Annotated in this window: 19 protein-coding genes; 12 read left to right on the top strand and 7 right to left on the bottom strand. The window is 75.9% G+C overall.

From position 1 onward, the window contains the following. Positions 1–71: 71 nt before the first annotated feature. The 3 genes from LPA54_RS10070 to LPA54_RS10060 all read left to right on the top strand — a co-directional run bounded on the left by LPA54_RS10070 (position 72) and on the right by LPA54_RS10060 (position 2,144). Positions 72–344, top strand: a complete 273-nt coding sequence (locus LPA54_RS10070; RefSeq protein ID WP_228975963.1) for a hypothetical protein — start codon at positions 72–74, stop codon at positions 342–344. Between the two features lie 343 nt (positions 345–687). Continuing rightward, positions 688–897, top strand: coding sequence for a hypothetical protein (locus LPA54_RS10065; RefSeq protein ID WP_228975961.1), 210 nt, complete (start codon positions 688–690; stop codon positions 895–897). A gap of 272 nt (positions 898–1,169) precedes the next feature. Beyond that, positions 1,170–2,144, top strand: a complete 975-nt coding sequence (locus LPA54_RS10060; RefSeq protein WP_267486938.1) for a glycosyltransferase family 2 protein — start codon at positions 1,170–1,172, stop codon at positions 2,142–2,144. A 35-nt stretch (positions 2,145–2,179) separates the two neighbouring features. Here the strand turns inward: LPA54_RS10060 and LPA54_RS10055 are convergent, their stop codons facing one another. Continuing rightward, positions 2,180–3,673 (bottom strand): DUF6056 family protein, encoded by a 1,494-nt coding sequence (locus LPA54_RS10055; protein ID WP_228975959.1) that lies wholly within the window; start codon positions 3,671–3,673, stop codon positions 2,180–2,182. Positions 3,674–3,878: 205 nt separating this feature from the next. Here LPA54_RS10055 and LPA54_RS10050 point away from each other — a divergent pair, with 205 nt between their 5' ends. Next, positions 3,879–4,688: a VOC family protein gene (locus LPA54_RS10050; RefSeq protein ID WP_228975957.1), complete on the top strand. Its 810-nt coding sequence runs from the start codon at positions 3,879–3,881 to the stop codon at positions 4,686–4,688. 54 nt (positions 4,689–4,742) lie between these two features. Here LPA54_RS10050 and LPA54_RS10045 read toward each other — a convergent pair whose 3' ends face one another. Next, the gene (locus LPA54_RS10045; RefSeq protein WP_228975956.1) at positions 4,743–5,777 is read right to left on the bottom strand and encodes an NAD-dependent epimerase/dehydratase family protein; all 1,035 of its coding nucleotides are present in this window, start codon (positions 5,775–5,777) and stop codon (positions 4,743–4,745) included. Positions 5,778–6,088: 311 nt separating this feature from the next. On the opposite strand from LPA54_RS10045, the gene LPA54_RS10040 reads away from it, so the two are divergent. Next, positions 6,089–7,561, top strand: coding sequence for a PP2C family protein-serine/threonine phosphatase (locus tag LPA54_RS10040; RefSeq protein ID WP_228975954.1), 1,473 nt, complete (start codon positions 6,089–6,091; stop codon positions 7,559–7,561). Positions 7,562–7,712: 151 nt separating this feature from the next. Here the strand turns inward: LPA54_RS10040 and LPA54_RS10035 are convergent, their stop codons facing one another. Beyond that, positions 7,713–9,209, bottom strand: coding sequence for a hypothetical protein (locus LPA54_RS10035; protein ID WP_228975952.1), 1,497 nt, complete (start codon positions 9,207–9,209; stop codon positions 7,713–7,715). A gap of 231 nt (positions 9,210–9,440) precedes the next feature. On the opposite strand from LPA54_RS10035, the gene LPA54_RS10030 reads away from it, so the two are divergent. Together LPA54_RS10030 and LPA54_RS10025 are read left to right on the top strand one after the other, a co-directional pair. Continuing rightward, positions 9,441–10,556 (top strand): aminoglycoside phosphotransferase family protein, encoded by a 1,116-nt coding sequence (locus LPA54_RS10030; RefSeq protein WP_228975950.1) that lies wholly within the window; start codon positions 9,441–9,443, stop codon positions 10,554–10,556. Between the two features lie 325 nt (positions 10,557–10,881). Continuing rightward, positions 10,882–13,101 carry a terpene synthase family protein gene (locus LPA54_RS10025; RefSeq protein WP_228976000.1) on the top strand — a complete coding sequence of 740 codons (2,220 nt, stop codon included), beginning with the start codon at positions 10,882–10,884 and terminating at the stop codon, positions 13,099–13,101. A gap of 117 nt (positions 13,102–13,218) precedes the next feature. On the opposite strand, the gene LPA54_RS10020 is transcribed toward LPA54_RS10025, so the two are convergent. Together LPA54_RS10020 and LPA54_RS10015 are read right to left on the bottom strand one after the other, a co-directional pair. After that, positions 13,219–13,617: an RNA-binding S4 domain-containing protein gene (locus tag LPA54_RS10020; RefSeq protein WP_228975948.1), complete on the bottom strand. Its 399-nt coding sequence runs from the start codon at positions 13,615–13,617 to the stop codon at positions 13,219–13,221. Between the two features lie 20 nt (positions 13,618–13,637). Continuing rightward, entirely contained in the window at positions 13,638–14,138 is a 501-nt protein-coding gene (locus LPA54_RS10015; RefSeq protein WP_228975947.1) for a hypothetical protein, read from the bottom strand. A 402-nt stretch (positions 14,139–14,540) separates the two neighbouring features. On the opposite strand from LPA54_RS10015, the gene paaK reads away from it, so the two are divergent. Together paaK and LPA54_RS10005 are read left to right on the top strand one after the other, a co-directional pair. Further along, positions 14,541–15,872, top strand: a complete 1,332-nt coding sequence (gene paaK / locus LPA54_RS10010; protein WP_228975945.1) for a phenylacetate--CoA ligase PaaK — start codon at positions 14,541–14,543, stop codon at positions 15,870–15,872. Between the two features lie 65 nt (positions 15,873–15,937). Then, positions 15,938–18,313 carry a penicillin acylase family protein gene (locus LPA54_RS10005; protein ID WP_228975943.1) on the top strand — a complete coding sequence of 792 codons (2,376 nt, stop codon included), beginning with the start codon at positions 15,938–15,940 and terminating at the stop codon, positions 18,311–18,313. Between the two features lie 3 nt (positions 18,314–18,316). Here LPA54_RS10005 and LPA54_RS10000 read toward each other — a convergent pair whose 3' ends face one another. Then, positions 18,317–19,495, bottom strand: coding sequence for a calcium:proton antiporter (locus tag LPA54_RS10000; protein WP_228975941.1), 1,179 nt, complete (start codon positions 19,493–19,495; stop codon positions 18,317–18,319). A gap of 206 nt (positions 19,496–19,701) precedes the next feature. Here LPA54_RS10000 and LPA54_RS09995 point away from each other — a divergent pair, with 206 nt between their 5' ends. The 3 genes from LPA54_RS09995 to LPA54_RS09985 all read left to right on the top strand — a co-directional run bounded on the left by LPA54_RS09995 (position 19,702) and on the right by LPA54_RS09985 (position 22,198). After that, entirely contained in the window at positions 19,702–21,534 is a 1,833-nt protein-coding gene (locus LPA54_RS09995) for a serine hydrolase (protein WP_228975938.1), read from the top strand. Positions 21,535–21,654: 120 nt separating this feature from the next. Next, on the top strand, positions 21,655–21,855 hold the full coding sequence (locus LPA54_RS09990) for an antitoxin (RefSeq protein ID WP_228975936.1): 201 nt from the start codon (positions 21,655–21,657) through the stop codon (positions 21,853–21,855). 166 nt (positions 21,856–22,021) lie between these two features. Next, positions 22,022–22,198 carry a hypothetical protein gene (locus LPA54_RS09985; RefSeq protein WP_228975933.1) on the top strand — a complete coding sequence of 59 codons (177 nt, stop codon included), beginning with the start codon at positions 22,022–22,024 and terminating at the stop codon, positions 22,196–22,198. A gap of 143 nt (positions 22,199–22,341) precedes the next feature. On the opposite strand, the gene LPA54_RS09980 is transcribed toward LPA54_RS09985, so the two are convergent. Next, positions 22,342–24,630, bottom strand: a complete 2,289-nt coding sequence (locus LPA54_RS09980) for a serine/threonine-protein kinase (RefSeq protein ID WP_228975932.1) — start codon at positions 24,628–24,630, stop codon at positions 22,342–22,344.

Raw genomic sequence — 24,630 nt, 5'->3', positions numbered from 1 at the left:
GCCTCTCCGCCCGTACGCCACCTGTCTCACGTACCGCACGCACCACGCGTACCTCACCTCTGGAGCGACACATGAGCATCCGTACCGGCACCCGCCTCCTCACGGTCTGCGCCGGCATCGCCGGTGCGGGAATGGCCGCCGCCGTCCCCGCCGCGGCCGCCGAGCAGCCGCCCGCGTCGGTCGGCGCGCCGGTGGTGTCCAACCTCAACTCCACCGGCCTCCTCGGCACCCCCGCCCAGGGCGACGGCGCCACCCCGGGCAAGCCGTCCGCGCTGCCGGTCGGCGGCGGACTCCTCGGCGGCCTGCCCACCGGCGCCCTGCCGGCCCTCCCCATCGGCGGCTGACCCGCGCGGCGCACCGGCGGGTCCGCGCGCGGCCCGCCGGCCGGGCCCGCCCGCGCCCCGCCGGGGCCGTCGCACCCGGCGGCGAGGGGGGTCTAGGGGTGGGCCAGGGGTTTCCCTCTTTCCCGGTGCGGGCGGCGCGCGCTTCACTGGCGGCATCCCACAGGACACGCACCGGTCCCGCCGACCGGCGCCGGCCGAGCCCCTCCACCCGGGGCTCTCGGCGGCGGAGGGCGGCGAACGGGTGAATGCCGGGCCGGCACGCGGTTCCCGCGTGACGTGCGGCCCGGTCGCCGGTTGGGCAGGGGGACCCGGGGGACCGGGTCCCCGACACGAAGGATGAACCATGATCAAGAAGGTGCTGGCCACGGCCGGTCTCGCCGCGGCCGCCGTGGGCGTCTGGGCGCCGGCGGCCGCCGCCGTGGGCGACGACCGGGTGAGCACGCAGCTCGGGAACCACTCCGAGCAGTCCTACGGCAACACCGGACCCGGCGAGGCCGAGGCCCCGCTCCGCGCCGCGGAGCCGGCCCAGGCCCTCCTGCGGGCGCTGCGGTGAGGAGGGCCGCGCGGGCGGCCGGCGGATGACCCCGCCGCCTTCCGCGCGGACACCGTGAGCGCCGATGCCCGGCCCCGGTCCCCCTGGTGGGGGCCGGGGCCGTTCACGTGGGCGCGGGGGCACCCGGGTGGGTGACCCGGGTGGTGGCGGGCCGACGGGTGTGCGGCGCTGGTACCGAGGTGGAGGCAACCTCGGCGGCCCGGCCCGCATCTTCCCCGTGCGGCGGGTACCGGAGGGGCGTCCCGCATCGGCGTGCATGGAGTGGGTCAGCAATGGTGGAGATCTCGGTCGTCGTCCCGTGCTTCGACGAGAGCGAGGTGGTCGACGCCTTCCACGAGGCGGTGGTGGCCGCGCTGGAGCCGACGGGGGCCGACTTCGAGCTCTGCTACGTGGACGACGGCAGCCGCGACACGACCGTCGACCGGCTGCGGGCACTGGCCCGCGCCGACGTCCGCGTCCGGTACACCTCCTTCAGCCGTAACTTCGGCAAGGAGTCGGCGATGCTCGCCGGGATGCGGATGGCGCGGGGCTCCGCCGTGGTGCTGATGGACGCCGACCTCCAGCACCCCCCGGAGCTGCTGCCGCGCATGCTGGACCTGCACCGGCACGGCTACGACCAGGTGGTCGCGCAGCGGGACCGCTCCGGTGAGGGCGCGGTCCGCAAGGCGTTCAGCCGGGCGTACTACCGCCTGGTGCGACGGTTCATGGACGTCGAGGTCGTCGACGGCGCCGGTGACTTCCGGCTCCTGTCGCGCCGCGCCGTGGAGGCGGTCCTGACCCTCCCGGAGAGCAACCGCTTCTCCAAGGGCCTCTTCTCGTGGATCGGCTTCGACACCGTGAGCTTCCGCTACGAGAACGTCGAGCGCGCCGCCGGCGCCTCCAAGTGGGGCGGCAGACGGCTGCTGAACTACGGCATCGACGGGCTGCTCTCGTTCAACACCCGGCCGCTGCGGCTCGCGATCCACACCGGCCTGTGGCTGTTCCTGTCGGCGCTCGCCTACGCCCTGTGGATCGTGGCGAACGCGCTGCTCGACGGGGTCGACACCCCCGGCTACGCGACGCTGATCACGGCGATCGTCGGGCTGAGCGGGGTGCAGCTGGCGACGCTCGGCGTGATCGGCGAGTACGTCGGGCGGATCTACCACGAGACCAAGCGGCGGCCGCACTACGTGGTGCGGGAGACCGAGCGGGACGCCGGGCCCCGGCCGGGGGCCGACCGGCCCGCGGCGCGCGCGGGCCGGCGCTGACCGGCCGCCCCGGCACCGGGAGGCGGGGCCCGGACCTACGGGGTCGGTCCGCCGTACGTGACCCGGTCGAGGTGGTAGTAGTCGGCGACGCACCCCGCCGGCCACCGCTTCTTGCCGCCGGCGCCGAACGGCTCCAGCATCCGGGCGACGGAGTTCGGGGTGTACGGGGCGGTCCGGGCGCCGCTCGCGGCCTGTTCCCGCAGGTAGCGGTCCTGGCGGTCCCAGCGCTCGGCGCGCGCCCGCATGTCGTCGCCCAGGTGGTGCAGCGGCACCGCCAGTCCGAGGACGGTCGCGGCGCACACGGCGGCCGACGCGGCCGCGGCGGCGAGGACCACCGGCCGCCGGGCACGGCGCGCGGACCGGCCCAGCGCGGCGCCGGCGGCGACGAGCAGCAGGACGTACAGCAGCAGGTAGTCGTTCCAGGTGCGTTCCGTCGTGAGCACCCGGCTGCCGAAGGCCGGGTAGGTGATCACGGTGCACAAGTAGCCGCAGACGAGCAGCACCACGGCGCCGAGGGACAGCAGCCGCACCGGGCGCCAGGGCAGCAGGACGGCGGGGCCCGCGTCCGCGCGGCGCCGCGCGAGCAGCCCGAGCAGGACGCCCGCCGCGACGGCGCCCGCGTAGGTCCAGGTCGTCAGGACGCTCTCCGCGATCCGCGCGAACAGCTTCAGCGAGGCGATCAGGGAGTCCGGGGCGAGCATCGAGACGGTCTCGGCGTCGTAGCGCTCCCGGCGGTTGCGCGACCCTGGCGAGGTGACCAGCAGCAGCGTGCCGACCGCGACGCCCCCCATCCCGGTCAGCGCCCAGACGCGGAACGGGCGCCGGACGCGCTCGACGAGGACGACGGGGGCGAGGACGACGGCCGCGCCCAGGACCACGAGGGCGACGACCGAGGCCTCCTCGGACAGGGTGCCCATGAAGACGCCCGCGAGGAGGATGGTCACCACCGCCGCGACCCGGCCGCGGCGGCCGCGGGCCCGCAGCAGCGGTAGGGCGGCCGCGGCGGCCAGGACCGGGGCGAGCGTGTGCGAGACCGAGGCGGCGGGCCAGTAGAAGGTCTTGTACGTGTTGGGGGTGGCGAAGAGGAACACCGCGGTGGTCATCGCGGCCACCACCAGCGCCGTGCCGCGGGGCGCCCCCAGGCCGACCCGGCGCAGGAGCAGCGCGGTCAGGGCCCACAGCAGGCCGAGCACCAGCGCGCCGCTCACCGGGCCGTACCACTGGTGCCCGGCCACGGGGAACTTCGCGTAGAGGCCGACGAGCAGGCCGTTGGCGAGGCGGCCGTTGTCCGTGACGTAGAACTGTTCGACGAGCCCGGCGATGCCGTGGTCGCGGACCACGGGCAGGAAGCACCACTCGTCCGCCCCGGGGCGGACGTGGCGGCCGAGGACGGAGGCCATCACGAGCAGTCCGAGCGGCAGGGCCGCCAGGGCGGGCACCGCCGCCCGCACGGTGCGCCCGGTGCGGGGCGGGCCGTCCCCCCCGTCCTCGTCGTCGCGGTCGGTGACGCGGGGCGCGCCGACGGCCATTCTCACCACTGCCTTTCGGGGAAAACACTGATCCGCCACCGTAGAGGGCTTTTTCCACGCTCCCGTTCCGCCCCGGGCGCGGCACGCCGCGCGAACGGGCCGCCGGGGCGACGAAAGGCGGCGAAAGGGGCATTCGGCGGGTAAACGGTGGAAGGATGGAGTGCGGACGCGACGCGCGAGGCGACACCGGGACGGTTGGCAGCACATGAGAAAAGAACCCACACCTGCCGCGGTAGAGGCGGCGACATCCAGCAGCGCGGTCTACGGCGCGCCCTGCTGGGTCACCCTCATGACCCGGGACCTGCGGGCGGCGCACGACTTCTACGGGGCGGTCATGGGGTGGCAGTTCCGCCCCGCGCGGCTCGGTGAGGAGTTCAGCGTCGCGCTCGCGGGCGGCCGTGCCGTCGCCGGGATCGGCGCGCTGGCGTCCGCCTTCCACGTCGCGGTGGCCTGGACGCCGTACTTCGCCGTGCGCGACGCGGACGAGACCGCGGCCCGCATCCGGGAGCGCAGCGCGACGGTGGCGGTCGGGCCCGTGGCGTTCGTCCTGGGCCGCGGGGCGCTGGCCGCGGACCGCGACGGGGCGGTGTTCGGCATCTGGGAGGGCGAGCTGCCCACCGGATGGGAGGCGTGGCGGTCGGCGGCGCCCGCGTGGGTGCGGCTGCACACCCGCGACGCGTTCGACGCGGCGATCTTCTACGGGGAGATCCTGGACTGGGCGTGCGGGCGGCCCGGCTGCTGCGACGTGGAGTACGTGGGCGACGAGGTCGTGCTGCGCAGCGGCGAGCGGGCGGTGGCCCGGCTGTCGTCCGGCGCGCTGGGCGAGGCGCCGGACCCCGCCATCCGGCCGCGCTGGCAGGTGCACTTCCCCGTGTCGGACGTGGAGCGGCGCGTCACGGTCGCGCTGCGGCACGGCGGCACGGTGATCTCCCACGAGCCGGGGGTGCAGGCGACGCTGCGCGACCCGGACGGCGGACTGTTCACCCTGACGGACGCCGCGGCGGCCGACGGCTGACGCGCCGCCGGGCCGGCGCCCGGGGCCGCGCGGGGGCGCCGCCGGGCCGGCGGGTCAGCGGCTCCCGCGTCCGTGCAGGGGCGCCGTCGCCATGCCGGTCCCCTCGCGCAGGCCCCGCAGCAGCGCCTCGACCGCCTCCAGGGCCGTGTGGCGGGGCTGCCAGCCCAGCTCTTCGCGGGCGCGGGAGGCGTCCATGAGCGGCAGCCGCAGGAACGCGTCGAACAGCTGCGGCGAGGACCGCGCCAGGCGCAGCCGCCACGCGGCGGCCAGCGCGGCGCGGACGGCGGGGCGCGGCAGGCGGACCACGCGGGCGTCGAGGAGGGCGGCGAGCTCGTCCGGGCCCACGGGCGGCTCGGCCGCGAGGTTGAACGCGCCGCGGGCGTCCTCGTCGAGGGCCGCCCGGCGGTAGGCGTCGGCGGCGTCGTCGGTGTGCAGGGCCTGGAAGCGCAGGCCCTCGACGTCGGGCACGACCGGCAGGAAGCGCGGGCTCGCGAGCCGGCCGGGCACCCAGGGCCCCGCGAAGATGCGCAGCTGCTCGACCGCCGCCTCCTCCTTGAAGAGGAACGCGGGGCGGAGGCGGACCACGCGGATCTCCGGGTGGCGTGCCTCGAAGCCGTCCAGCGCGCGTTCCAGGTACGCCTTCTCGCGGCTGTACGCCGCCTCCGGCCAGCCGTGCGTGGGCCACGACTCGTCGACGTACCGGTCCTTCGGCCCCGGCGAGTAGGCCCCGACGGACGAGGCGTACACCAGCGCCGGGACGCCCGCGGCGGCGACCGCGCGGAAGACCCGCATGCCGCCCAGGACGTTGGTGCGCCAGGTGGCCAGCGGGTCGTGGGTCGGCTGGAAGGCCCAGGCCAGATGGATCACGGCGGCGGCGCCGGCGAGGAGCTCGGCGAGCTCCGCGTCGCCGTCCTTCTCGATGTCGGCCCGCGCCCACTCGGTGCGGGGCGGCGACCACTCGGGGCGCCGGCGGGCGAGTCCGAGGACGGACGCGACCCGGTCGTCCGCGGTGAGCGCGGTGACGACGCTCGTGCCGACGTTCCCGGTCGCGCCGGTGACGACGATCCTCTTTCCCTGGGGTGCGGTCACGGCTGGGTCCCTCCGTCCTGCTCCGCCGAGGCGCGCGGACGCGCGCCCCGGGGGTGCCGGGTACCCGGTTCGCGCCGGTTCACCTCCGGTGGCGCGGCGGGTCGCGGCCGGGAGCCGAAGGGCGATCCGGGGGCCCGCACCGAGGGATCCGGCCGGTGTGGCCGGAACCCTTCTGGCCGCCGGCATATGCCGTGAGCACCACCGGATCGAGTGTGGGGAAATCCCTTACGACCGGTCCTGAGCTGTGCCAAAGTCGATAGCCGGTCCTTGCCCTCCAGGCTCCGGCCACCGCGCCCGTATCGGAGTACCAGATGCCGTCCCCCCTCTTCGCGGACCGTCCCAGCCCGCAGCCGCCGCAGCGCGGCGCGGTGGACGCCCTCATCTCGCAGACGCGCCGTCTGCGCGGCGAGGTGGACGCCGTGCGGCGGGACGCCGCGGTCGACGAGGACGACCCCCGGCACCGCTGGGAGCGCGCCCTGTGCGACCTGGCCGTCCACCAGCTCGACGACCTGCGCGCCCACCTCGGTCAGCTCAGGGACGGCGTGCCCGAGCAGCTCGCGCCCCCGCCCGCCGCGGCCGGCCGCACCGGCGCGAGCGCCCGTGACGGCCGCCCGTCGGGGGAGGCGGCCACCGGCTCCCTGCTGAGCCGTGTCGGCAGCGCCGAGTGGAACCTCCTGACGGACGAGGCCCAGTGGTCCGACGAGCTGTTCGCCATCTTCGGCCGCCCGCCCGCGGCGGGCCCGATGTCGCTCGACGAGCTGCCGTCGGTGGTGTTCGCCGAGGACCAGCCCCGGCTCACCCAGCTGGTGACGGGCTGCCTCGTCGACGGCAAGCCCATCGACGGGGAGTTCCGCGTCGTCCGCTCCGACGGCCGCGTGCGCACCCTGCACATGGTCGGCGAGCCGGTGCTCGACGGCGACGGCCGTACGGCGTCCATGTGGGCCGTCCTGCGGGACGTCAGCGAACTGCGCCGCAGCGAGCGCGCGGTCCGCGAGTCGGGCGACTCGCTGCGCCGCCGCCAGGAGGCCGAACGGGCCGAGCACCGCGCGGCGGTGGAGCTCCAGGAGGCGGTCCTGCCGCCGTGGCGCGGCCCCCTGCCGCCCGCCGGCGACGCCCCCGCCCCGCTGGACCTCGCCGGCCACTACCTCCCCTCCGGCAGCAGCAGCCGCATCGGCGGCGACTGGTACGACGCGCTGGAGCTGCCCGACGGGGACGTCCTGCTGTCCGTCGGCGACCTCACGGGCCACGGCGTCCTCGCGACCTCCGCCACGGCGATGCTCCTCGGGGCGCTGCGCGGACTGGCCGTCGCCGGCGTCGAGCCGGGGCCGCTCCTCGGCCATGTGAACCGGCTGATGGAGTCCTCGGCCCAGCCCGCGCTCGCCGGCGCGCTGTGCTGCCGCTACGCACCGGCGACGCGGACGCTGCGGTGGGCGCGCGCCGGACACCCCGCCCCGCTGCTGTTCCGTGACGGGACGGGGTGCGCGCTGACCGGGCCGGAGGGCATTCTGCTGGGCGCGACGGCTTCGGGCGCCGCGTACGAGCAGGCCGAGGCCCGGCTGCGCCCCGGAGACGTGCTGCTGCTCCCCACCGACGGGCTCACCGGCCAGACGGCCGCACCCGGCCGGGACGCGCCGGGCACGGAGCGCCTGCTGGGGCTGGCCCCGCGGTTCGCCCGCGCGCGTGACGCGCGGGAGTGCGTGCGGGCGGTGGTCGAGGAGTTCGGTGACACCGAGCGGGTGGACGACGCCTGTGTCGTGGTCGCCAGGATCGGCGACCCGTCGTAGTCGGCCGCGCCCCCGGGGCGGGGACGGCGCGCGGCCGCGGTGGCGGAGGTGCGGACGGGCGGCGGGAACGGAGCGGTGGCCGGCGGGAGCGGGCCGGTGGCCGGAAGCAGCGGGCCGGTGGCCGAGGGGCACGGGCCGGTGGCCGCCCCGGTCAGACGGCCCGTGGACCCAGCTTCCTGGCCTGGTCCTTCGGGAGGGCCACCTCGATGCGCTCCCGCAGTTCCTTGATCTTGGCGTAGCCCGCGTACCGCCCCGTGAGCCGGTACATCTCGCGGAGCCGGTCCCACGTGCGCTGCGAGGAGTTCGCGCCCATCGCCGACAGGGCGAGACGCGCGTACCGGTCGGCCTGCTCCGGGTCGTCGGCGATGAAGCAGGCCGACGCCATGGACAGGTGGTCGAAGATGAGCGACCGTTTGCGGTGGTCGACGCGCAGCTCCATGGCCTTCTGCGCGTAGTACTGCGCCTGTTTCGCCGCGGCCGGCTCGTGCTCCGCGAGCGTCCGGTAGGCGAGCGCCTGCATGCCGTACAGGTCCTCGCTCTTGAAGGTCTGCATCCAGCTCGGCAGCGGCACGTCGCCCTGGTCGGAGACGAACAGGTCCTCCGCCTCGCCGAGGGTGCGCCGCATGGCCTGGCCGCGGCCCATGGCGGCCTGGGCCCACGCCTCGATGGTGTGCAGCATCGCCCGCGTACGGGGCAGGACCCGCTCACCCGAACCGGCCTTGGCGAGCTGCATCAGGTCCAGCGCCTCGTCCGGACGGCCGAGGTGGACCATCTGCCGGGCGGCGCGGGACAGGGCCTCCCCCGCGCGGGGCAGGTCGCCGCCCTCGCGGGCGGCGTGCGCGGCGATGATGAAGTACTTCTGCGCCGTCGGTTCCAGCCCGACGTCGTGGGACATCCAGCCCGCGAGGACGGCGAGGTTGGCGGCGACGCCCCACAGGCGCCGCTGGATCGGCTCGGAGTGGTGGTAGGCGAGCATCCCGCCGACCTCGTTGAGCTGGCCGACGACGGCCTTGCGCTGGAGGCCCCCGCCTCTGGCGGCGTCCCAGGCGCGGAACACCTCGACGGACGTCTCCAGTTCGTCGATCTCCTGCCACCCGATGGGGGCGGCCTCGTAGCGGTCGTGTCCGGCGGGGTCGGCGTGCAGGGGGTCGGGCAGGCCGGTGCCGGGGGTGTCGGTCTTCCGGGGGTCGGTCCGGAGCCAGTCGTGCATGGCGCCGGAGATGGCGGAGCCCGCGGTGAGCGCGGCACCCGCGCCCACCAAGCCGCGTCGGTTGAGCATGAGGTCCATTCCCGTGAATTCGGTGAGGACCGTGGCCGTGCGTTCGGGCGCCCAGGGCAGCTGGTCGGGGTTGTCTTCCTGCCTGACGTCCCGCCGTTTCCCGGCGCGCCCGTGCCGTACGAACCCGAGGTCCTCGATGGTCACGACACGGCCGAGTCGCTCGGTGAACAGGGCCGCCAGCACCCTCGGCACCGGATCGCGGGGGATCTCCCCCATGTCGATCCAGCGCCGCACCCGCGAGGTGTCCGTGGCCAGCTGCGGGTGGCCCATGGCCGCCGCCTGCCGGTTCACCAGCCGCGCGAGTTCGCCCTTGGACCAGCCGGCGAGGCCGAACAGGTCGCAGAGGCGGGTGTTGGGTTGTCCTGTCACGTCAAGCCCCCAGGTTCTCGGCTGAGTTGACAGTAGCCCGCCGCCATGGGGGTGGCGACTATTCGCCAGGGTTCGCCAGGGTGCGCAAGATGGTTAGCCACCCGCGGACGGGTGTCAGGTAGGAAAGCGCCACCCCGTCCCGGCGACGGCCCTCATTCCCCAGGGTGTCGACCGGCGGCGGGACGGGGCAGCGTACGCAGTCGTCGGCACACGAAGGGATCTGTCTCGCCCATGTACACAGCATCGTCCTCCGTGTCCGCCCCGCCCCGGCCCCGCACCGTCCCGGTCGGCGGCGGACCCTACCTGGGCCCCGCCCAGGCGGGCCGGGCCAGGCGCTGGGCGGGGACGGTGACCGGCCCGCTCAGCGGGAGGATCGACCTCTCCGGTCCCCAGGGGGCCCAGTTGCGGAAGGCCATCGCGTCGGTCCACCGCATCTGCCCCGAGTTCAACCCGGTGCAGGTGATGCGGCGCAGCGGACGCTCCGTCCTGCTCGTCGGCACCACCGGGCGCGCCACGGCGGTGGCGAAGTGCCTGCTGGACCACTCCCCCGTGTGGGTCGAGCGGTTCCAGCACGAGATCGCCGCGTACCGCACCTTCGTGCGGCACCGCCCGCCGGTGCGCGCTCCCCGGCTGATCGCGGCGGACCCGGACAACGGCACCCTCGTCATCGAGCGGATGCCCGGGCGGGCGGCCGCCCTGAGCCGCCACCCCGTCGAGGCACCGCCGCGGGCGGACATCCGCGCGGTGCTCGGCGCGGTCGCCCGGCTCAACGCGTGGCGGCCGCCGGCCGGGACGTTCGACGCTCCCCTCGACTACGCCTCGCGGATCTCGCGCTACCACGAGCTGGGGCTCTTCACCGACCGGGACCGCGACGACCTGCAGAAACTGCTCCACGGCCTCGCGCAGGCCGGCGGTCGGCAGGGCATGGGGCAGTTCTGCCACGGGGACGCGCTGCTGTCGAACATGCTGCTGTCGCCGGCCGGCCCCGTGCTCGTCGACTGGGAGCACGCCGGCTGGTACCTGCCCGGCTACGACCTGGCGACCCTGTGGGCCGTGCTCGGTGACGCGCCGGTGGCGCGACGCCAGATCAGCCAGCACGCCCAGGCGGCCGGACCGGCGGCGCGCGACGCGTTCCTCGTGAACCTGATGCTCGTGCTGACGCGGGAAATACGGACGTACGAGACGGCGGTGCAGCGCACCATGCGGGAGGCACCGCCGGTCGGCTCGATCCCGGTCCAGCCCGGGGCGGTGTCCCCCGGGGAGGAGCAGCGGCTGCTGCTGCGGCGGCTGCACGACGACTGCGCGTTGGCGCGGCGGGCCGTGCGGGCGGCGGTCGGCACACGCTGAGACCGCGACCGCGCGCGGACGGCGCGCCGTGGGCCCGGTGACCCCCACCACCGGACCCACGGCGCGCCGCCGCGCGTCCGGGAGCTCGGCGGATGGTGCGGGGCGGGGATGTGGGTGGGATGGGCGGAGTCGCGGCGGGGTGGTGGGCGGCCGGAGCGTCCCGCCGGGTGTCGGCGTCCCTCGGACCCATGCTGGACCCGGCCGCATCGTGACCTTCACCCCGATGTCGGCGTTCATACGACTAACGCGCGTTTCGCGTGGGGCGCCCGTGACAGGGGTAGGGCCTCGCGCGGCAGGGCTACGTACATCGAAAGGCATGACACGCATGGCACAGCCGTTCACACTCCCGGACTTCTACGTGCCGTACCCGGCACGCCTCAACCCCCATGTGGACGCGGCCCGCGTGCACACCCGGGAGTGGGCCCGGCGCATGGGGATGCTGGAGGGCTCCGGCATCTGGGACCAAGGCGACCTGGACGCCCACGACTACGCGCTGCTGTGCGCGTACACCCACCCCGACTGCGACGCGGAGGCGCTGTCGCTGGTCACCGACTGGTACGTGTGGGTCTTCTTCTTCGACGACCACTTCCTGGAGACCTTCAAGCGGACCCTGGACCGCGAGGGCGGCAAGGCGTACCTGGACCGGCTGCCGGCGTTCATGCCGACGGACCTGTCGGCGCCCGTGCCCGAGCCGGAGAACCCGGTCGAGGCGGGCCTCGCCGACCTGTGGGCGCGCACCGTACCGGCCATGTCGTCGGCGTGGCGGGAGCGGTTCTCGGTGGCGACCGAGAACCTCCTCAACGAGTCCCTGTGGGAGCTGTCCAACATCGACGAAGGGCGGGTCGCCAACCCCGTCGAGTACATCGAGATGCGCCGCAAGGTCGGCGGCGCCCCCTGGTCCGCCGGGCTGGTGGAGTACGCCGCCGGGGCCGAGGTCCCGGCCGCCGTGGCCGGGTCGCGGCCCCTGCGCGTGCTGCGCGACGCCTTCTCCGACGCCGTCCACCTGCGCAACGACCTCTTCTCCTACCAGCGCGAGGTCGAGGACGAGGGCGAGAACAGCAACGGCGTGCTCGTACTCGAGCGGTTCCTCGGCTGCTCCACGCAGGAGGCCGCGGACGCCGTCAACGACCTGCTGACGTCGCGGCTCCAGCAGTTCGAGCACACGGCGCTCACCGAGGTCGCCCCCGTCTGCGCCGAGAAGGGGCTCGACCCCCGCGAGACGGCCGCGGTCCTGGCGTACGCCAAGGGCCTCCAGGACTGGCAGTCCGGCGGCCACGAGTGGCACATGCGCTCCAGCCGCTACATGAACGAGGGAGCCGTCGGCGCCGACCCGGGCGGCGGCGCGTTCGGCATGGCGGCCGCGTCGATCCGGCTGACGCCGCGCGCCGAGACCGCCCGGTGGCGCGGCTTCTCCCACGTGCCGTTCCAGCGCGTCGGCCCCTCCCTGCTGCCGCACATCGAGATGCCCTTCCAGGTCACGCACAACCAGCACCTCGACGGCGCCCGGACGCGGTGCGTCGAGTGGGGCCGCGCGATGGGCTTCCTGCGCGAGCAGCCCGGACAGCCGGGCTCCGGCGTCTGGAACGAGCGGAAGATCGCCGGGTACGACCTGCCGCTCTGCGCGGCCGGACTGCACCCGACGGCGAGCGCCGACGACCTGGACCTCGCCTCCCACTGGCTGGCCTGGGGCACCTACGGCGACGACCTGTACCCCGTCGTGTACGGCAGGACCCGCGACCTCGCATCGGCGCGGGCGCAGAACGACCGCCTGAAGTCCCTCATGCCGCTGGACGCCGCCGCGGCGGGCGTCCCGGCGCCGGCGAACGCTCTCGAACGGGGACTGGCCGACCTGTGGCCGCGGACGGTCGGCCCCATGGCGGAGCGGGACCGGGCCGCGTTCCGCGACGCCGTCTGCGTCATGATCGACAGCTGGGAGTGGGAGCTGGTCAACCAGGCCCACCACCGCATCCCCGACCCGGTCGACTACATCGAGATGCGGCGCGCCACCTTCGGCTCCGACATGACCATCGCCCTGTGCCGGATCGGTCACGGCAACCGCGTGCCGCCCGAGGTGTACCTCAGCGGCCCCGTGCGGTCCCTGGAGAACGCGGCGATCGACTTCGCCACCCTGCTCAACGACCTCTACTCGTACCAGAAGGAGATCGAGTTCGAGGGCGAGATCCACAACTGCGTGCTGGTCGTCCAGCGGTTCTTCGACGTCGACCACCCGACGGCCGTCGCGATGACCGGCGAGCTGATGAACTCCCGGATGCGGCAGTTCCAGCACGTCGCCGCGCACGAGTTCCCCGTGCTGTACGAGGACTTCGGGCTGGACCAGGAGACGCGCGCGGTCCTCGACGGGTACGTGCGGGAGCTGGAGAACTGGATGGCGGGCATCCACACCTGGCACCGCGACTGCAAGCGGTACCAGGAGGAGGTCCTCCTCCAGGACCGGGCCGAGGCCGTGGCCGCGGCGCCCTCCCTGGCCGGGCCGACCGGCCTCGGCACCTCGGCGGCCCGGGTCGCGGCGCTGCTCGCGCCCTAGGGGGTGTCCGGAAGGTCCCGCCTGGGCCGCTCCGGGCAGACGGCGCCGCTTTCCGGACAGGACCCAGCCGGGGCGGCTCCCGGGGCGCGGCCCTCCGGCGGGTCCGGGGGCGGTGGTCTACGGGCGGCGGGCGCCGCGGAGCTGGTCCAGTTCGCGGCGCTCCCGCTTGGTGGGGCGGCCGGCGCCCCGGTCGCGCACGGCGGCCAGGGCGACATGCTCGCGGGGCGGCGGGGCCGGCGTGCGGTCCGTGTACGCCTCGGCCGCCACCGGCGCCCCCACCCGCTTGGTCAAGGTCCGCCGCACCTCGACGACACGCTCGCGGCCCGCGTGGAACACGCGCACCTCGTCACCCGGCTTGACCGCCTGGGCCGGCTTGGCACGGTCGCCGTTGACGCGGACATGACCGGCGCGGCAGGCGGTGGCCGCCTGCGAGCGCGTCTTGGTGAGGCGCACCGCCCAGATCCAGCTGTCGACGCGCACGCCGGCGTTCGCCTGGGCCTCGTCCGTCACTGCCATGGGTTCGGTCCCCCGTGGGGTCAGCCCTGCTGGAAGAGTTCCGCGGGGAGGGGCTTGAGGAGCGCGTACAGGTCGTCCGTGATCGGCCGGTCCCAGCTCGCGATGGTCACGAGGACCTTGTCGCTGCGGTCGAACTGCACGCAGGAGATCCGGCTCTCGGTGAGCTTCAGCCGGCGCACGATGAGGAGGTTGTCGCCCTGCATCACCGGGACGTCCTCCGTCTCGGCGACCTCGACGTGGTCGTCCATGTCCAGCGCCGCGAGGAGCTGGGCCACCTCGAAGGGGATCTGCCCCTCCACGAGGTCCCGGGCCGGGGAGCCCTCCGGCAGGTTGCCGATGATCATCGCGGGGCCGCGGCCGCCGAAGAGGTCGTAGCGGAGGAAGACGCCCTGGCAGCTGCCGTCGGGGGCGGGCAGCAGGCCGGCTCCCAGGTTCCCGGGCCAGTCGCCCGGGTCCATGGCCAGGACGTCGAAGTCCGGGCCCGCGGGTGTGGCGGGGCTGCGGCGGCGGAGGAAGGACATGGGGCCATGGTACGTGGCCGGGGCCCGCGCGCGGCGGGTGGGGCGACGGGGCGGTCGGGGCGCCGCACCGTCCGGACGGCCCGTCCCGGCCGGGGGGTTCACCGGTTCGGGGGAAGGGCGCGCGGGGCCCTCAGGGGAGACGGGTGGCCGGGGCTGTTCGGGGCCGTGGGCCGCCTGCCCGCCCGGTGGGTGGGGGCGGGGCCGTGGCGGGTCACCTCCCCGGGATCGGGGGCATCGGGCACCGCGGAAGTCGCTCCGGTGGCGCCGCCGGCACCCGCGGGGGCGCCCCGGACGGCCCTCCCCCCGCCGTGGGGCGGCTTCCGGGGGTTGCCCCGGCGCCGCGCGGTGCGGTAAGTGATCCGGGGCGACCGAACGGTCGGTTGCCGACGGAGGAGGGGCCACATGGCGGAGGACCTGCGGGACGCCGGGGAGCGGATGAGCCGCGACGAGCTCGCCGCGGTGCAGCGGGAGCGGCTGCGCGCCACCCTGCGGCACGCCTACGAGAACGTGCCCTTCTACCGGCGGTCCTTCGACGCGGCCGGGGTGCGGCCGGAGGACTGCGCGTCACCGGCGGACCTCGGCCGCTTCCCGTTCACCACCAAGGCGGACCTGCGGGACCACTACCCGTTCGGGATGTTCGCCGTGGAGCGGTCGCGGGTGCGGCGCCTCCACGCGTCGAGCGGGACCACCGGCCGGCCGACGGTGGTCGGCTACACCGAGCGGGACCTCGACATGTGGGCGGACGTGGTGGCGCGCTCGATCCGCGCGGCCGGGGGCCGGCCGGGGCAGGTGGTGCACGTGGCGTACGGGTACGGCCTGTTCACCGGCGGGCTGGGCGCGCACGGCGGGGCCGAGCGGCTGGGCTGCACGGTGGTTCCCGCGTCCGGCGGCATGACGGCCCGCCAGGTGAGGCTCATCCGGGACTTCGCACCCGAGGTGATCATGGTGACGCCGTCGTACATGCTGACGCTGCTGGACGAGTTCGAGCGGCAGGGCGTCGATCCGCGGTCGACGTCGCTGAAGGTGGGGATCTTCGGGGCGGAGCCGTGGACGGAGGAGATGCGGCGGGAGATCGAGGAGCGGTGCGCGATCGACGCGGTCGACATATACGGGCTCTCCGAGGTGATCGGCCCGGGCGTCGCCCAGGAGTGCGTCGAGACGAAGGACGGGCTGCACGTCTGGGAGGACCACTTCTACCCCGAGGTCGTCGACCCGGTGACGGGCGAGGTGCTGCCGGACGGCGAGCGGGGGGAGCTCGTGTTCACCTCCCTCACCAAGGAGGCCATGCCGCTGGTGCGCTACCGGACCCGCGACCTGACCCGGCTGCTGCCGGGCACGGCGCGGCCCGCGTTCCGGCGGATGGAGAAGGTCACCGGGCGCAGCGACGACATGGTGATCCTGCGGGGGGTGAACCTCTTCCCGACGCAGATCGAGGAGATCGTCCTGCGCACCCCCGGGCTGGCGCCGCACTTCCAGTTGCGGCTCACGCGCGAGGGGCGGCTCGACGCGCTGGCAGTACGGGTCGAGGCCCGCCCCGGCACGGCCCCGCACCGGCGGGCCGAGGCCGCCCGGGAGGTGGCGGCGGCGGTGAAGGACTGCATCGGCGTGGCGGTGGCGGTCGACGTGGTCGAACCGGAGACGCTGGAGCGGTCGGTGGGGAAGATCAAACGGATCGTGGACCTCCGCGGCGAGGGGTCCCCGGGAGGGAGGGCGTATCCGCCCCAGGGAGGATGACAGCGGGGCGCGGCGGATGAGTGCATGGACCAACTGATCTCGTCCGCAGCCCCGTTGGAGGCACGGTGCTCTTCCGTAACCAGTTGAGACGTCTGCTGCCGGCCGCCGCCGCGTTACTGGCGACCGCCGCGACCACTCTTCCGGCCACCGCCGCCGCACCCGCCGAGGGCAAGCGCCCCTCGGCGGGCGGCCTGTCGGCCACCATCCGCTACACCGAGTACGGCATCCCGCACATCCTGGCCCGGGACTACGCCGGGCTCGGCTTCGGCACCGGCTGGGCGCAGGCCGCCGACCAGGCGTGCGTCCTGGCGGACGGGTTCGTCACGGTGCGGGGTGAGCGGTCGCGGTACTTCGGGCCGGACGCCGCGCCGGACGGATCGCTGTCGTCGGCCCGCAAGAACCTCTCCAGCGACCTGTACTTCACCGGGGTGCGGGACGCGCGGACCGTCGAACGGCTGCTGGAGCGGCCCGCGCCGGCCGGTCCGAGCAGGGCGCAGAAGGAGCTGATGCGCGGCTGGGCGGCCGGGTACAACGCCTGGCTGGCGAAGAACCGGGTGACCGACCCGGCGTGCGCGGGCAAGCCGTGGGTGCGCCCGGTGACCTCCCTGGACGTCGCCCGGCGGACGTTCGCACTCGCGGTGCTCGGCGGCCAGGGGGCCGCCGTGGAGGCCATCACCGCCGCCGCCCCGCCCGCCGCGGGCCCCGCCGCGGGCCGGGCGCCCGACGCGCGGCGCCTCGCCGAGGCGGCCCGCGAGATGTTCGACGAGCGGAACGCGACGATGGGGTCCAACGCCGTCGCGTTCGCCGGCGGCACCACGGCGAACGGCCGGGGCCTCCTGCTGGGCAACCCGCACTACCCGTGGCACGGCGGGCGGCGGTTCTGGCAGTCGCAGCAGACGATCCCGGGCGAGTTGAACGTCCAGGGCGCCTCGCTGCTCGGCGCGCCGCTCGTGCAGATCGGCTTCAGCGACAAGGTGGCGTGGAGCCACACCGTGGCGACCGGCCGCACCTTCAACCTCCACCAGCTGGCCCTCGACCCGGCCGACCCCACCGCGTACGTGGTGGACGGCCGGTCGGAGCGGATGGTGCGCCGCACCGTCACGGTGCCGGTCGCGGACGGTGCCCCGGTCACCCGCACCCAGTGGTGGACCCGGTACGGGCCGGTCGTCACGGCCTTCGCCGGCGACCCGCTGCCGTGGACGGCGACCACCGCGTACGCGCTGAACGACCCGAACGCCGAGAACCTCCGCATGGCGGACACCTCGCTCGGTCTGGCCAAGGCGCGCTCCACCCGGGACGTCGAGCGGACGCTGCGCCGCACGCAGGGCCTGCCGTGGGTCAACACCGTGGCGGCCGACCGCGACGGCGGCACGTTCTACGCGCAGGCGCAGGTGCTGCCCAGGATCACCGACGAGCTGGCCGGGCGCTGCTCCACGCCGCTGGGGCGGGCCCTCTACCCGGCGACGGGTATCGCCGTGCTCGACGGGTCGCGCGGCGCGTGCGCCCTCGGAAGGGACCGGGACGCGGTGCAGCCCGGCATCATGGGCCCGTCGCGCTGGCCGGTGCTCCGGGACGCGGCGTACGCCGAGAACTCCAACGACAGCGCCTGGCTGGCCAACGCGGACCGGCCGTTCACCCGGTACGAGCGGGTCTTCGGCGACATCGGGACCGAGCGGTCGCTGCGGACGCGCGGCGCCGTCGAGGACGTCGCCGCGATGGCCGGCCGGGGCGGGCTGACCGTGGCCGACCTCCAGCGGCAGCAGTTCGCCAACCGCGTGCCCGCCGCCGACCTCACGCTCGACGACGTCGTACGGGCCTGCCCGGCGGCCCTGCCGGACGACCCCGCGGCGTGTGGGGCCCTCGCCCGCTGGGACCGCAAGGCGGACACCACGAGCCGGGGCGCGCTGCTCTTCGACCGGTTCTGGCTGCGCCTCCAGCGGGAGGTGCCGGGAGCCGACCGGTGGAAGGTGCCGTTCTCCGCGGCCGACCCCGTGGGCACGCCCCGGTCCCTGAACACCGCGGCGCCCGGCTTCGCCACGGCGCTGCGCGGCGCGGTCGCCGACCTGCGGACGGCGGGCGTGCCGTTCGACGCGCCCCTCGGCGAGCACCAGTACGTGGTGCGCGGCGGGGAGCGGTTCCCGGTGCACGGCGGTACGGGGACGGGCGTGTGGAACATGACGGTGCCCGTGTGGGACGCCGCGCGCGGCGCCTACACGGAGGTGCAGCACGGCACGAGCCACGTCCAGGCGGTGGGTTGGGACGACAGCCGCTGCCCGGTGGCGCGGACGCTGCTGTCGTACGGGCAGTCGTCGGACCCCGGCTCGCCGCACCACGCCGACCAGACGCGGCTGTACTCCCAGGAGCGGTGGGTGACGGCGCGGTTCTGCGAGCGGGACATCCTCAGCGACCCGGCCCTGCGGGTGGTGCGGGTGGCGCAGTGACCGTCAGGGGTTGAACGAAAGGAAGACGAAGGCGGCGAACAGCAGCAGGTGGACGCCGCTCTGCAGGAGTGTGGCGCGTCCGGGCACCACGGTCAGGGCGCTCACCACCGCGGTGAGCGCCAGCAGCACCAGGTGCACGGGGCCCAGCCCCAGCACCAGGGGCCCGGACAGCCACAGGGAGGCGAGCGCGATCACCGGCACGGTCAGGCCGATGCTGGCGATCGCGGAGCCGTAGGCGAGGTTGAGGCTGATCTGGACGCGTTCGCCGCGGGCCGCGCGCACGGCCGCCAGGGTCTCCGGCAGCAGCACCATGAGGGCGATGACGACGCCGACGACGGCCGTGGGCAGGCCGGCCGTCTCCACCCCGGACTCGATCGTCGGGGAGACGACCTTGGCGAGGCCGACGACGGCCACCAGGGCCACCAGCAGCAGGCCCAGGCTCCACCAGGTGGCGGCGCGGGTGGGCGGCACCGCGTGGGCGGCCGCGTCGGGCGGCTCCCCGGTGCGGGCGACCGGGAGGAAGTAGTCGCGGTGGCGGACGGTCTGCACGGTGACGAAGAGCCCGTAGAGGCAGAGTGAGGCCACGGCGGCGAAGGCCAGCTGCGCCCCGGTGAACTCCGGGCCGCGGCTGCCGGTGGTGAAGCTGGGCAGCACGAGCGCCGTGGTGGCCAGGGTGGTGACCGTGGCGAGGGCGCCGCCGGAGCCCTCGGCGTTGAAGACGGCCACGCGGCCGCCCCGGAGGGTCGCCACGAGCAGGGACAGGCCGACGATGCCGTTGCAGGTGATCATCACGGCGGCGAAGACGGTGTCGCGGGCGTACGTGGACGCGTCGTCGCCGCCCGAGGCCATCAGCATGACGATCAGGCCCACCTCGATGACCGTCACGGCCACCGCGAGGACGAGGGAGCCGAACGGCTCGCCGACCCGGTGCGCGACCACCTCGGCGTGGTGGACGGCCGACAGCACGGCCCCGGCGAGGCAGAGGCCCACGGCCGCGACGACCGGGCCGGGCAGGTCGCGGCCCCAGCACAGCGCGAGGACGAGCACCGCGACGGCCGGCACCCACGTGGTCCGCTCCCGCCAGGGGCGCGCCGTGACGGCCCCGTCCGCGGTGCCGTCGGTGTCCGGGGGGCGGTCGGTGTCCGCGGGGTGGTCCCGGTCCGCGTCCGTCTCCTTGGCCATGCGGCCACGCTGCCAGGGCGGTGCGCGGGCCGCACGCGGTCGGCGCGGTGACTGCTCCGGACGGCGGCGGGCCGCCCGGGGGCGGTCCCCGGGCGGGTGCGGCGGCGGGGCCGCCCCGCCCGCCTCCTTGACGGGCCGGTGCGGCGGTAAGAACGTTTCCCCGGTACGCGCGCGGATGGAGGTCTCCTTCGGCGGGGAGGGCGGGCATGGGACGTGGACCGGCGGACGGGCACGGCATGGGACGGCGGGCTTTCGGCGGTGGGGTACTGGCACTCGGAGGTGCGCTGGTGATCGGTCCGGTTCCGGGGGCCGCGGCGGCCGAACCCGGCGAGGTGCCCCCGCGCGGGGCGGGCGGCGCGCCCGGCGGCGGCGCCGGGCCGGTGCTGCGGCGGGGTACGGCCGAGCGGGCCGGGCTGCTGCCGGACCACCTCGACCGGCTCGTCGACGACGTGGAGCGGTTCCTCGGCCCCTCCCCCACCCACCCCTGGTACGCGGGCGCGGTCGTCCTCGCCGGGCGCGGGACCACCGTGGCCCTGCACCGGGCGGCCGGGTACGCGCTGCGCTACGCGGCGTACGACGCGGCGGCGGACCGGGGCGTGGAGCTGCCGCCCGAGCGGCGGATCCGCATGCACGAGGAGACGGTGTTCGACCTGGCGTCCCTCACCAAGCTCTTCACCTCCCTGCTCGTGGTGCAGCTGCTGGAGCGCGGCGAGCTGGCACTGGAGGGGCGGGTCGCGGAGCGGCTGCCGGAGTTCGGCGGCGGCGGCAAGGGCGACGTGACCGTCCGCCAGCTGCTGACGCACACGTCGGGGTTGCGCGCCTGGCTGCCGCTGTACCGGGAGCCGACCCGCGAGGGCAGGCTGCGGATGCTGTGGGAGGAGCGCCCGACCGACGTGCCGGGCACGCTGTACCGCTACTCGGACCTCAACCTGATCGCCCTGCAGCTGCTCCTGGAGGAGGTGACGGGGCGGCCGCTGGACGCGCTGCTGCGGGAGCGGATCACCGGGCCGCTCGGCATGCGCCGGACCCGGTTCACCCCGCCGGCCTCCTGGCGGCCGCGCATCGCCGCGACCGAGGACGCCCGGCCCCCGTGGTCGGGGCTCGACCGGGGGCTGGTGTGGGGCGAGGTGCACGACGAGAACGCGCACGCGTTCGGCGGGGTCGCCGGGCACGCGGGCGTGTTCTCCCGCGCCTGGGACCTGGCCGTCCTCGCCCGCACGCTGCTGAACGGCGGGGCGTACGGGCGCGCCCGTATCCTGCGGCCGGACTCCGTCGAGCTGCTGTTCACCGACTTCAACACCGCGTTCCCCGGCGACGAGCACGGGCTCGGCTTCGAGCTGTACCAGCACTGGTACATGGGGGCGATGGCGACACCCCGCTCGGCGGGGCACACCGGGTTCACCGGGACGAGCCTGGTCCTCGACCCGACGACCGACGCGTTCCTGGTGCTGCTGGGCAACTCCGTGCACCCGGTGCGCACGTGGCGTTCGGGGTCGGCGCCGCGCGTCGCGGTGGCCGACCGGCTGGCGCGGGCGGTGCCGGTGCGGGCGGCCCACGGCCGTACCGCCTGGTTCTCCGGCATGGCCTCCGCCACGACGGCGACGCTCACCCTCCCCGCGGTACGGCCGGCCACGGCGCGGGCGCGGCTGCGGTGCGCCCTGTGGTGGGACACCGAACCCGGCACGGACGCGCTGGTGCTGGAGGCGTCCGCGGCGGACGGTCCGCCGGAGGCGGGGTGGCGGCCGGTCCCGTTCACCACCGTGCCGCCGGGCGGGGAGCCGGCGACGCACCCGGGGGGTGCGGTGTCGGGCTGGTCGGGGCGGGTGTGGCACCGGGCGGAGGCCGATCTGTCGGCCTGGTCCGGCTCCGGTGCGGTGCGGCTGCGCTGGCGGTACACGACGGACGGACGGTACGTCGGGCGGGGCGTGTACGTGGACCGGTTGCGCGTCCTGGACGGGGAGCGCGCGCTGTTCGACGAGGCCCGGCCGGCGGACGCGGCGCGCGTCGAGGCGCGGGGCTGGGTGGCGTCGGCCGACTGACCGGGGCCGGGGGCGGGGCCCCACGGCCGTCGCCCGCGGGGCGGTCCGTCGCGCGGATGCGGGGGCCGGGGCGGGCGGGGAGACTGGTGGCCAGGGGGTCACTCGGTGAGAGGACGACCCATGGCGATGATGGACAAGCTCAAGAGCATGCTCAAGGGCCACGAGGGGCAGGCCGGCAGGGGCGTCGACAAGGCCGGCGACATGGTCGACCGCCGGACCCGCGGCAAGTACAGCCGCCACGTCGACACCGCGCAGGAACGGCTCAAGGACCAGCTGGGCCGCCGCCGTGGCGGGCACGGCGGCGAGCCGCCGCGCCACTGATCCGCCCCGCCCCGCCCTCAGGTCCCCGGTCCGCCGTCGCGCACGGCCGGACCGGGGGCCTCGCGCGTCGGCGGCGCCCGCACCACCCGGTCGACCGTCCCGGCGTGCGGTGCGCTCGCGGCTGATGGAGAGTCGTGCCGAGTCCCCACACTCGAAGGAGAGAAACATGCTTCGGCGCATCTCGATCGCTCTGGCCGGTCTGCTCGCTGTCGGCTTCCTCACGGCCGCCCCCGCCGCCGCCCACTCGGACGACGTCAAGGGCTGCTGGGTGTCCGGCGGTCACCTCTCGGCGGGCGACGTCCACGTCGCCGGGTTCGAAGGCACCTGCTGGCACGTCGGCTGACACGGCTGACGTACGGTCACGGGTGGGCGTCCCTTCGGGGGGTGCCCACCCGAACCTTTTCCCGCGCCCCGCGCCCGCGCGGGGCGCGGGGCGCGGGGCGCGGGGCGCGGGGCGCGGGGCGCGGGGCGCGGGGCGACGGGACGTCAGCCGGGAGGGCGGCGGCGGTGGGCGGCCGCGACCCTCCGGTGCAGCTCGACGGCCTCGGTGTGCCGGCCCAGCTGCTCCAGGCACTGCGCCTCGTCGTTGCGGCTGGCGAGCGTGTCCGGGTGGTCGGGCCCGAGGACCCGCTCCCGGGCGTCCGCCACGTGCCGGTAGCCGTCGAGCGCCTCGGCCCAGCGGCCCAGCCACCCCAGGCACACGGCGACCTCCCGGCCGCTGACCAGCGTGTCCGGGTGGTCCGGACCCAGCACGCGGGCGCGGACGGCGGCGACGTCGCGGGCTTCGCGCAGCGCCTCGCCCCAGCGGCCCAGCCGGCCGAGGTTGACGCCCAGGCCGTGCCGGGCGCGCAGCGTCTCGGGGTGCTCCGGTCCCTGGACCCGGCTGCGGGCGGCCGTCAGGTCGCGGTAGAGCTCCAGCGCCTCGTGGCCCCGGTCCAGGCGGCCGAGGGCGATGCCGACCTCGTACCGGGCGGCGAGCGTGTCGGGGTGGTCCGCGCCCCGTGCGCGGGCCCGCGCGGCGGCGACCTCCCGGCAGGCGCCCAGCACCTCCTCCCAGCGCCCCAGCCGGCCGAGCGCGTGGGCGACCTCCTGGAGCGCGGCCACGGTGTCCGGGTGGCCGGCGCCGAGGACGCGGGCGCGGGCGGCGCGTACGGCGGCGTGCGCCTCGTGGGCCTCGGCGTGGCGCCCGAGCCGGGTGAGGGCGTACGCCGACTCCTGACGGGTCCTCAGCGTGTCGGGGTGGTCCGGGCCCAGGACGCGCTCCCGGGCCGCCGCGACGCGGTCCAGCTCGCGCAGCGCGGCGGCGACGCGCCCGGCCCGGCTGAGGGCGACGCCCCGTTCGTGGCGGCTGGCCAGGGTGTCGGGGTGGTCCGCGCCCAGGGTCCGCTCGCGTTCGGCGGCGAGGGCGCGGTGCGCCTCGCCCGCCTCGGCCCACCGTCCGAGGCGGGCGAGGTGCAGCGCGGCGCCGTGCCGGTCGGCAGGCGCCGTCCACGGCTCCGGTCCGCGGGGCGGTCGACCGGGCGGCGGGGGGAGGGCCAACCGGTGCGTGCCGCAGTCCGCCCCCGCGCCGGGCGCGCCGGGACCCGCGGGCGGGCCGCTCCAGGGGCCGCCGCCCGTGTCGGCGGCGGCCGGGCCGCTCCCGTCCCCGCCGCCCGCGCCCGTGTCCGTGCTCGTGCCCGCGCCGGTGGGGCCGGGGCCGGGCGGGCCGCCCGCGCCGGTGGTCCACGTGCCGGTGAGCGCCGTCGCCGGGTCCTCGTCCCACGGAGGTCGGGGGCGGGGTGCGCCGGCCGCCGTACGGCCGGCGGTCATGGTGCGCGTCCACGCCGGGAGCCGCGGTGCCGGGAGGGCGGGCGGCGGCGCCACCGGGTGCGGTGGCGCCGGCTGCGGTGGCACCGCGGGGTGCGGTGCGGCTGCGGGCGGAGCGGCGCGGCGGGCGCCGGTGATGCGGCGCCGCACGTCGCCGGCATCGGCGGGTCGGGCCTCCGGCGTCTTGGCGAGCAGGTCGAGGACGATCCGCTCGAACGGCGCCGGCAGCTCCGCGCGGTGCGTACGGGGCGGCTCCGGCGGGGTGTCGCGGTGGCCCACGAGGATCCCCCACGCGTCGTCCTGGTCGAACGGCGGGACGCCGGTGGAGATCTCGTACAGCACGCAGCCCAGCGAGTACAGGTCGCTGCGGTGGTCGACCCGGCCGCCGCCGATCTGCTCGGGTGACATGTAGTGCGGTGTGCCGAGGGTGATCTCACCGCTGGTGAGGCGGGAGGAGTTGCCGGGGCCCGCGTCGAGTCGCGCGATCCCGAAGTCGCAGATCTTCACCGTGCCGTCGGCGAGCCGCATGATGTTCGCCGGCTTCAGGTCGCGGTGGACGATGCCCTGCCGGTGCGTGTAGGCGAGGGCGTCGGCGACCTGTTCGGCGATGTCGACGACATCGTCCACGGGCAGCGGATGGTGCTTGTTGTCCTCCAGGAGCTGGCTGAGGTTGCGGCCCTCCAGGTGCTCCATGACCAGGAAGGGGGCGCCCTCGCACTCGCCGAAGTCGTGGACCACCGTGACGCCCCGGTGCTGGAGCGACGCCGCGACGCGGGCCTCGCGGCGGAAGCGCTCGCGCAGGACGCGGACGGAGCCAGGGTCGTGCTGCGGTCCGAGGGGTTTGAGGCACTTGACGGCCACGCGCCGCCCGAGCGACTCGTCGGTGGCGCGCCAGACCTCCCCCATGCCGCCGCGCCCGATCACCTCCAGCAGCCGGTAGCGGCCGTGGATCAGCCTGGTGTCCGCCAT

The sequence above is a fragment of the Streptomyces sp. DH12 genome (genome assembly GCF_020873895.1).
Classification (GTDB): domain Bacteria; phylum Actinomycetota; class Actinomycetes; order Streptomycetales; family Streptomycetaceae; genus Streptomyces.
This window is presented reverse-complemented; position numbering and strand designations above follow the sequence as displayed.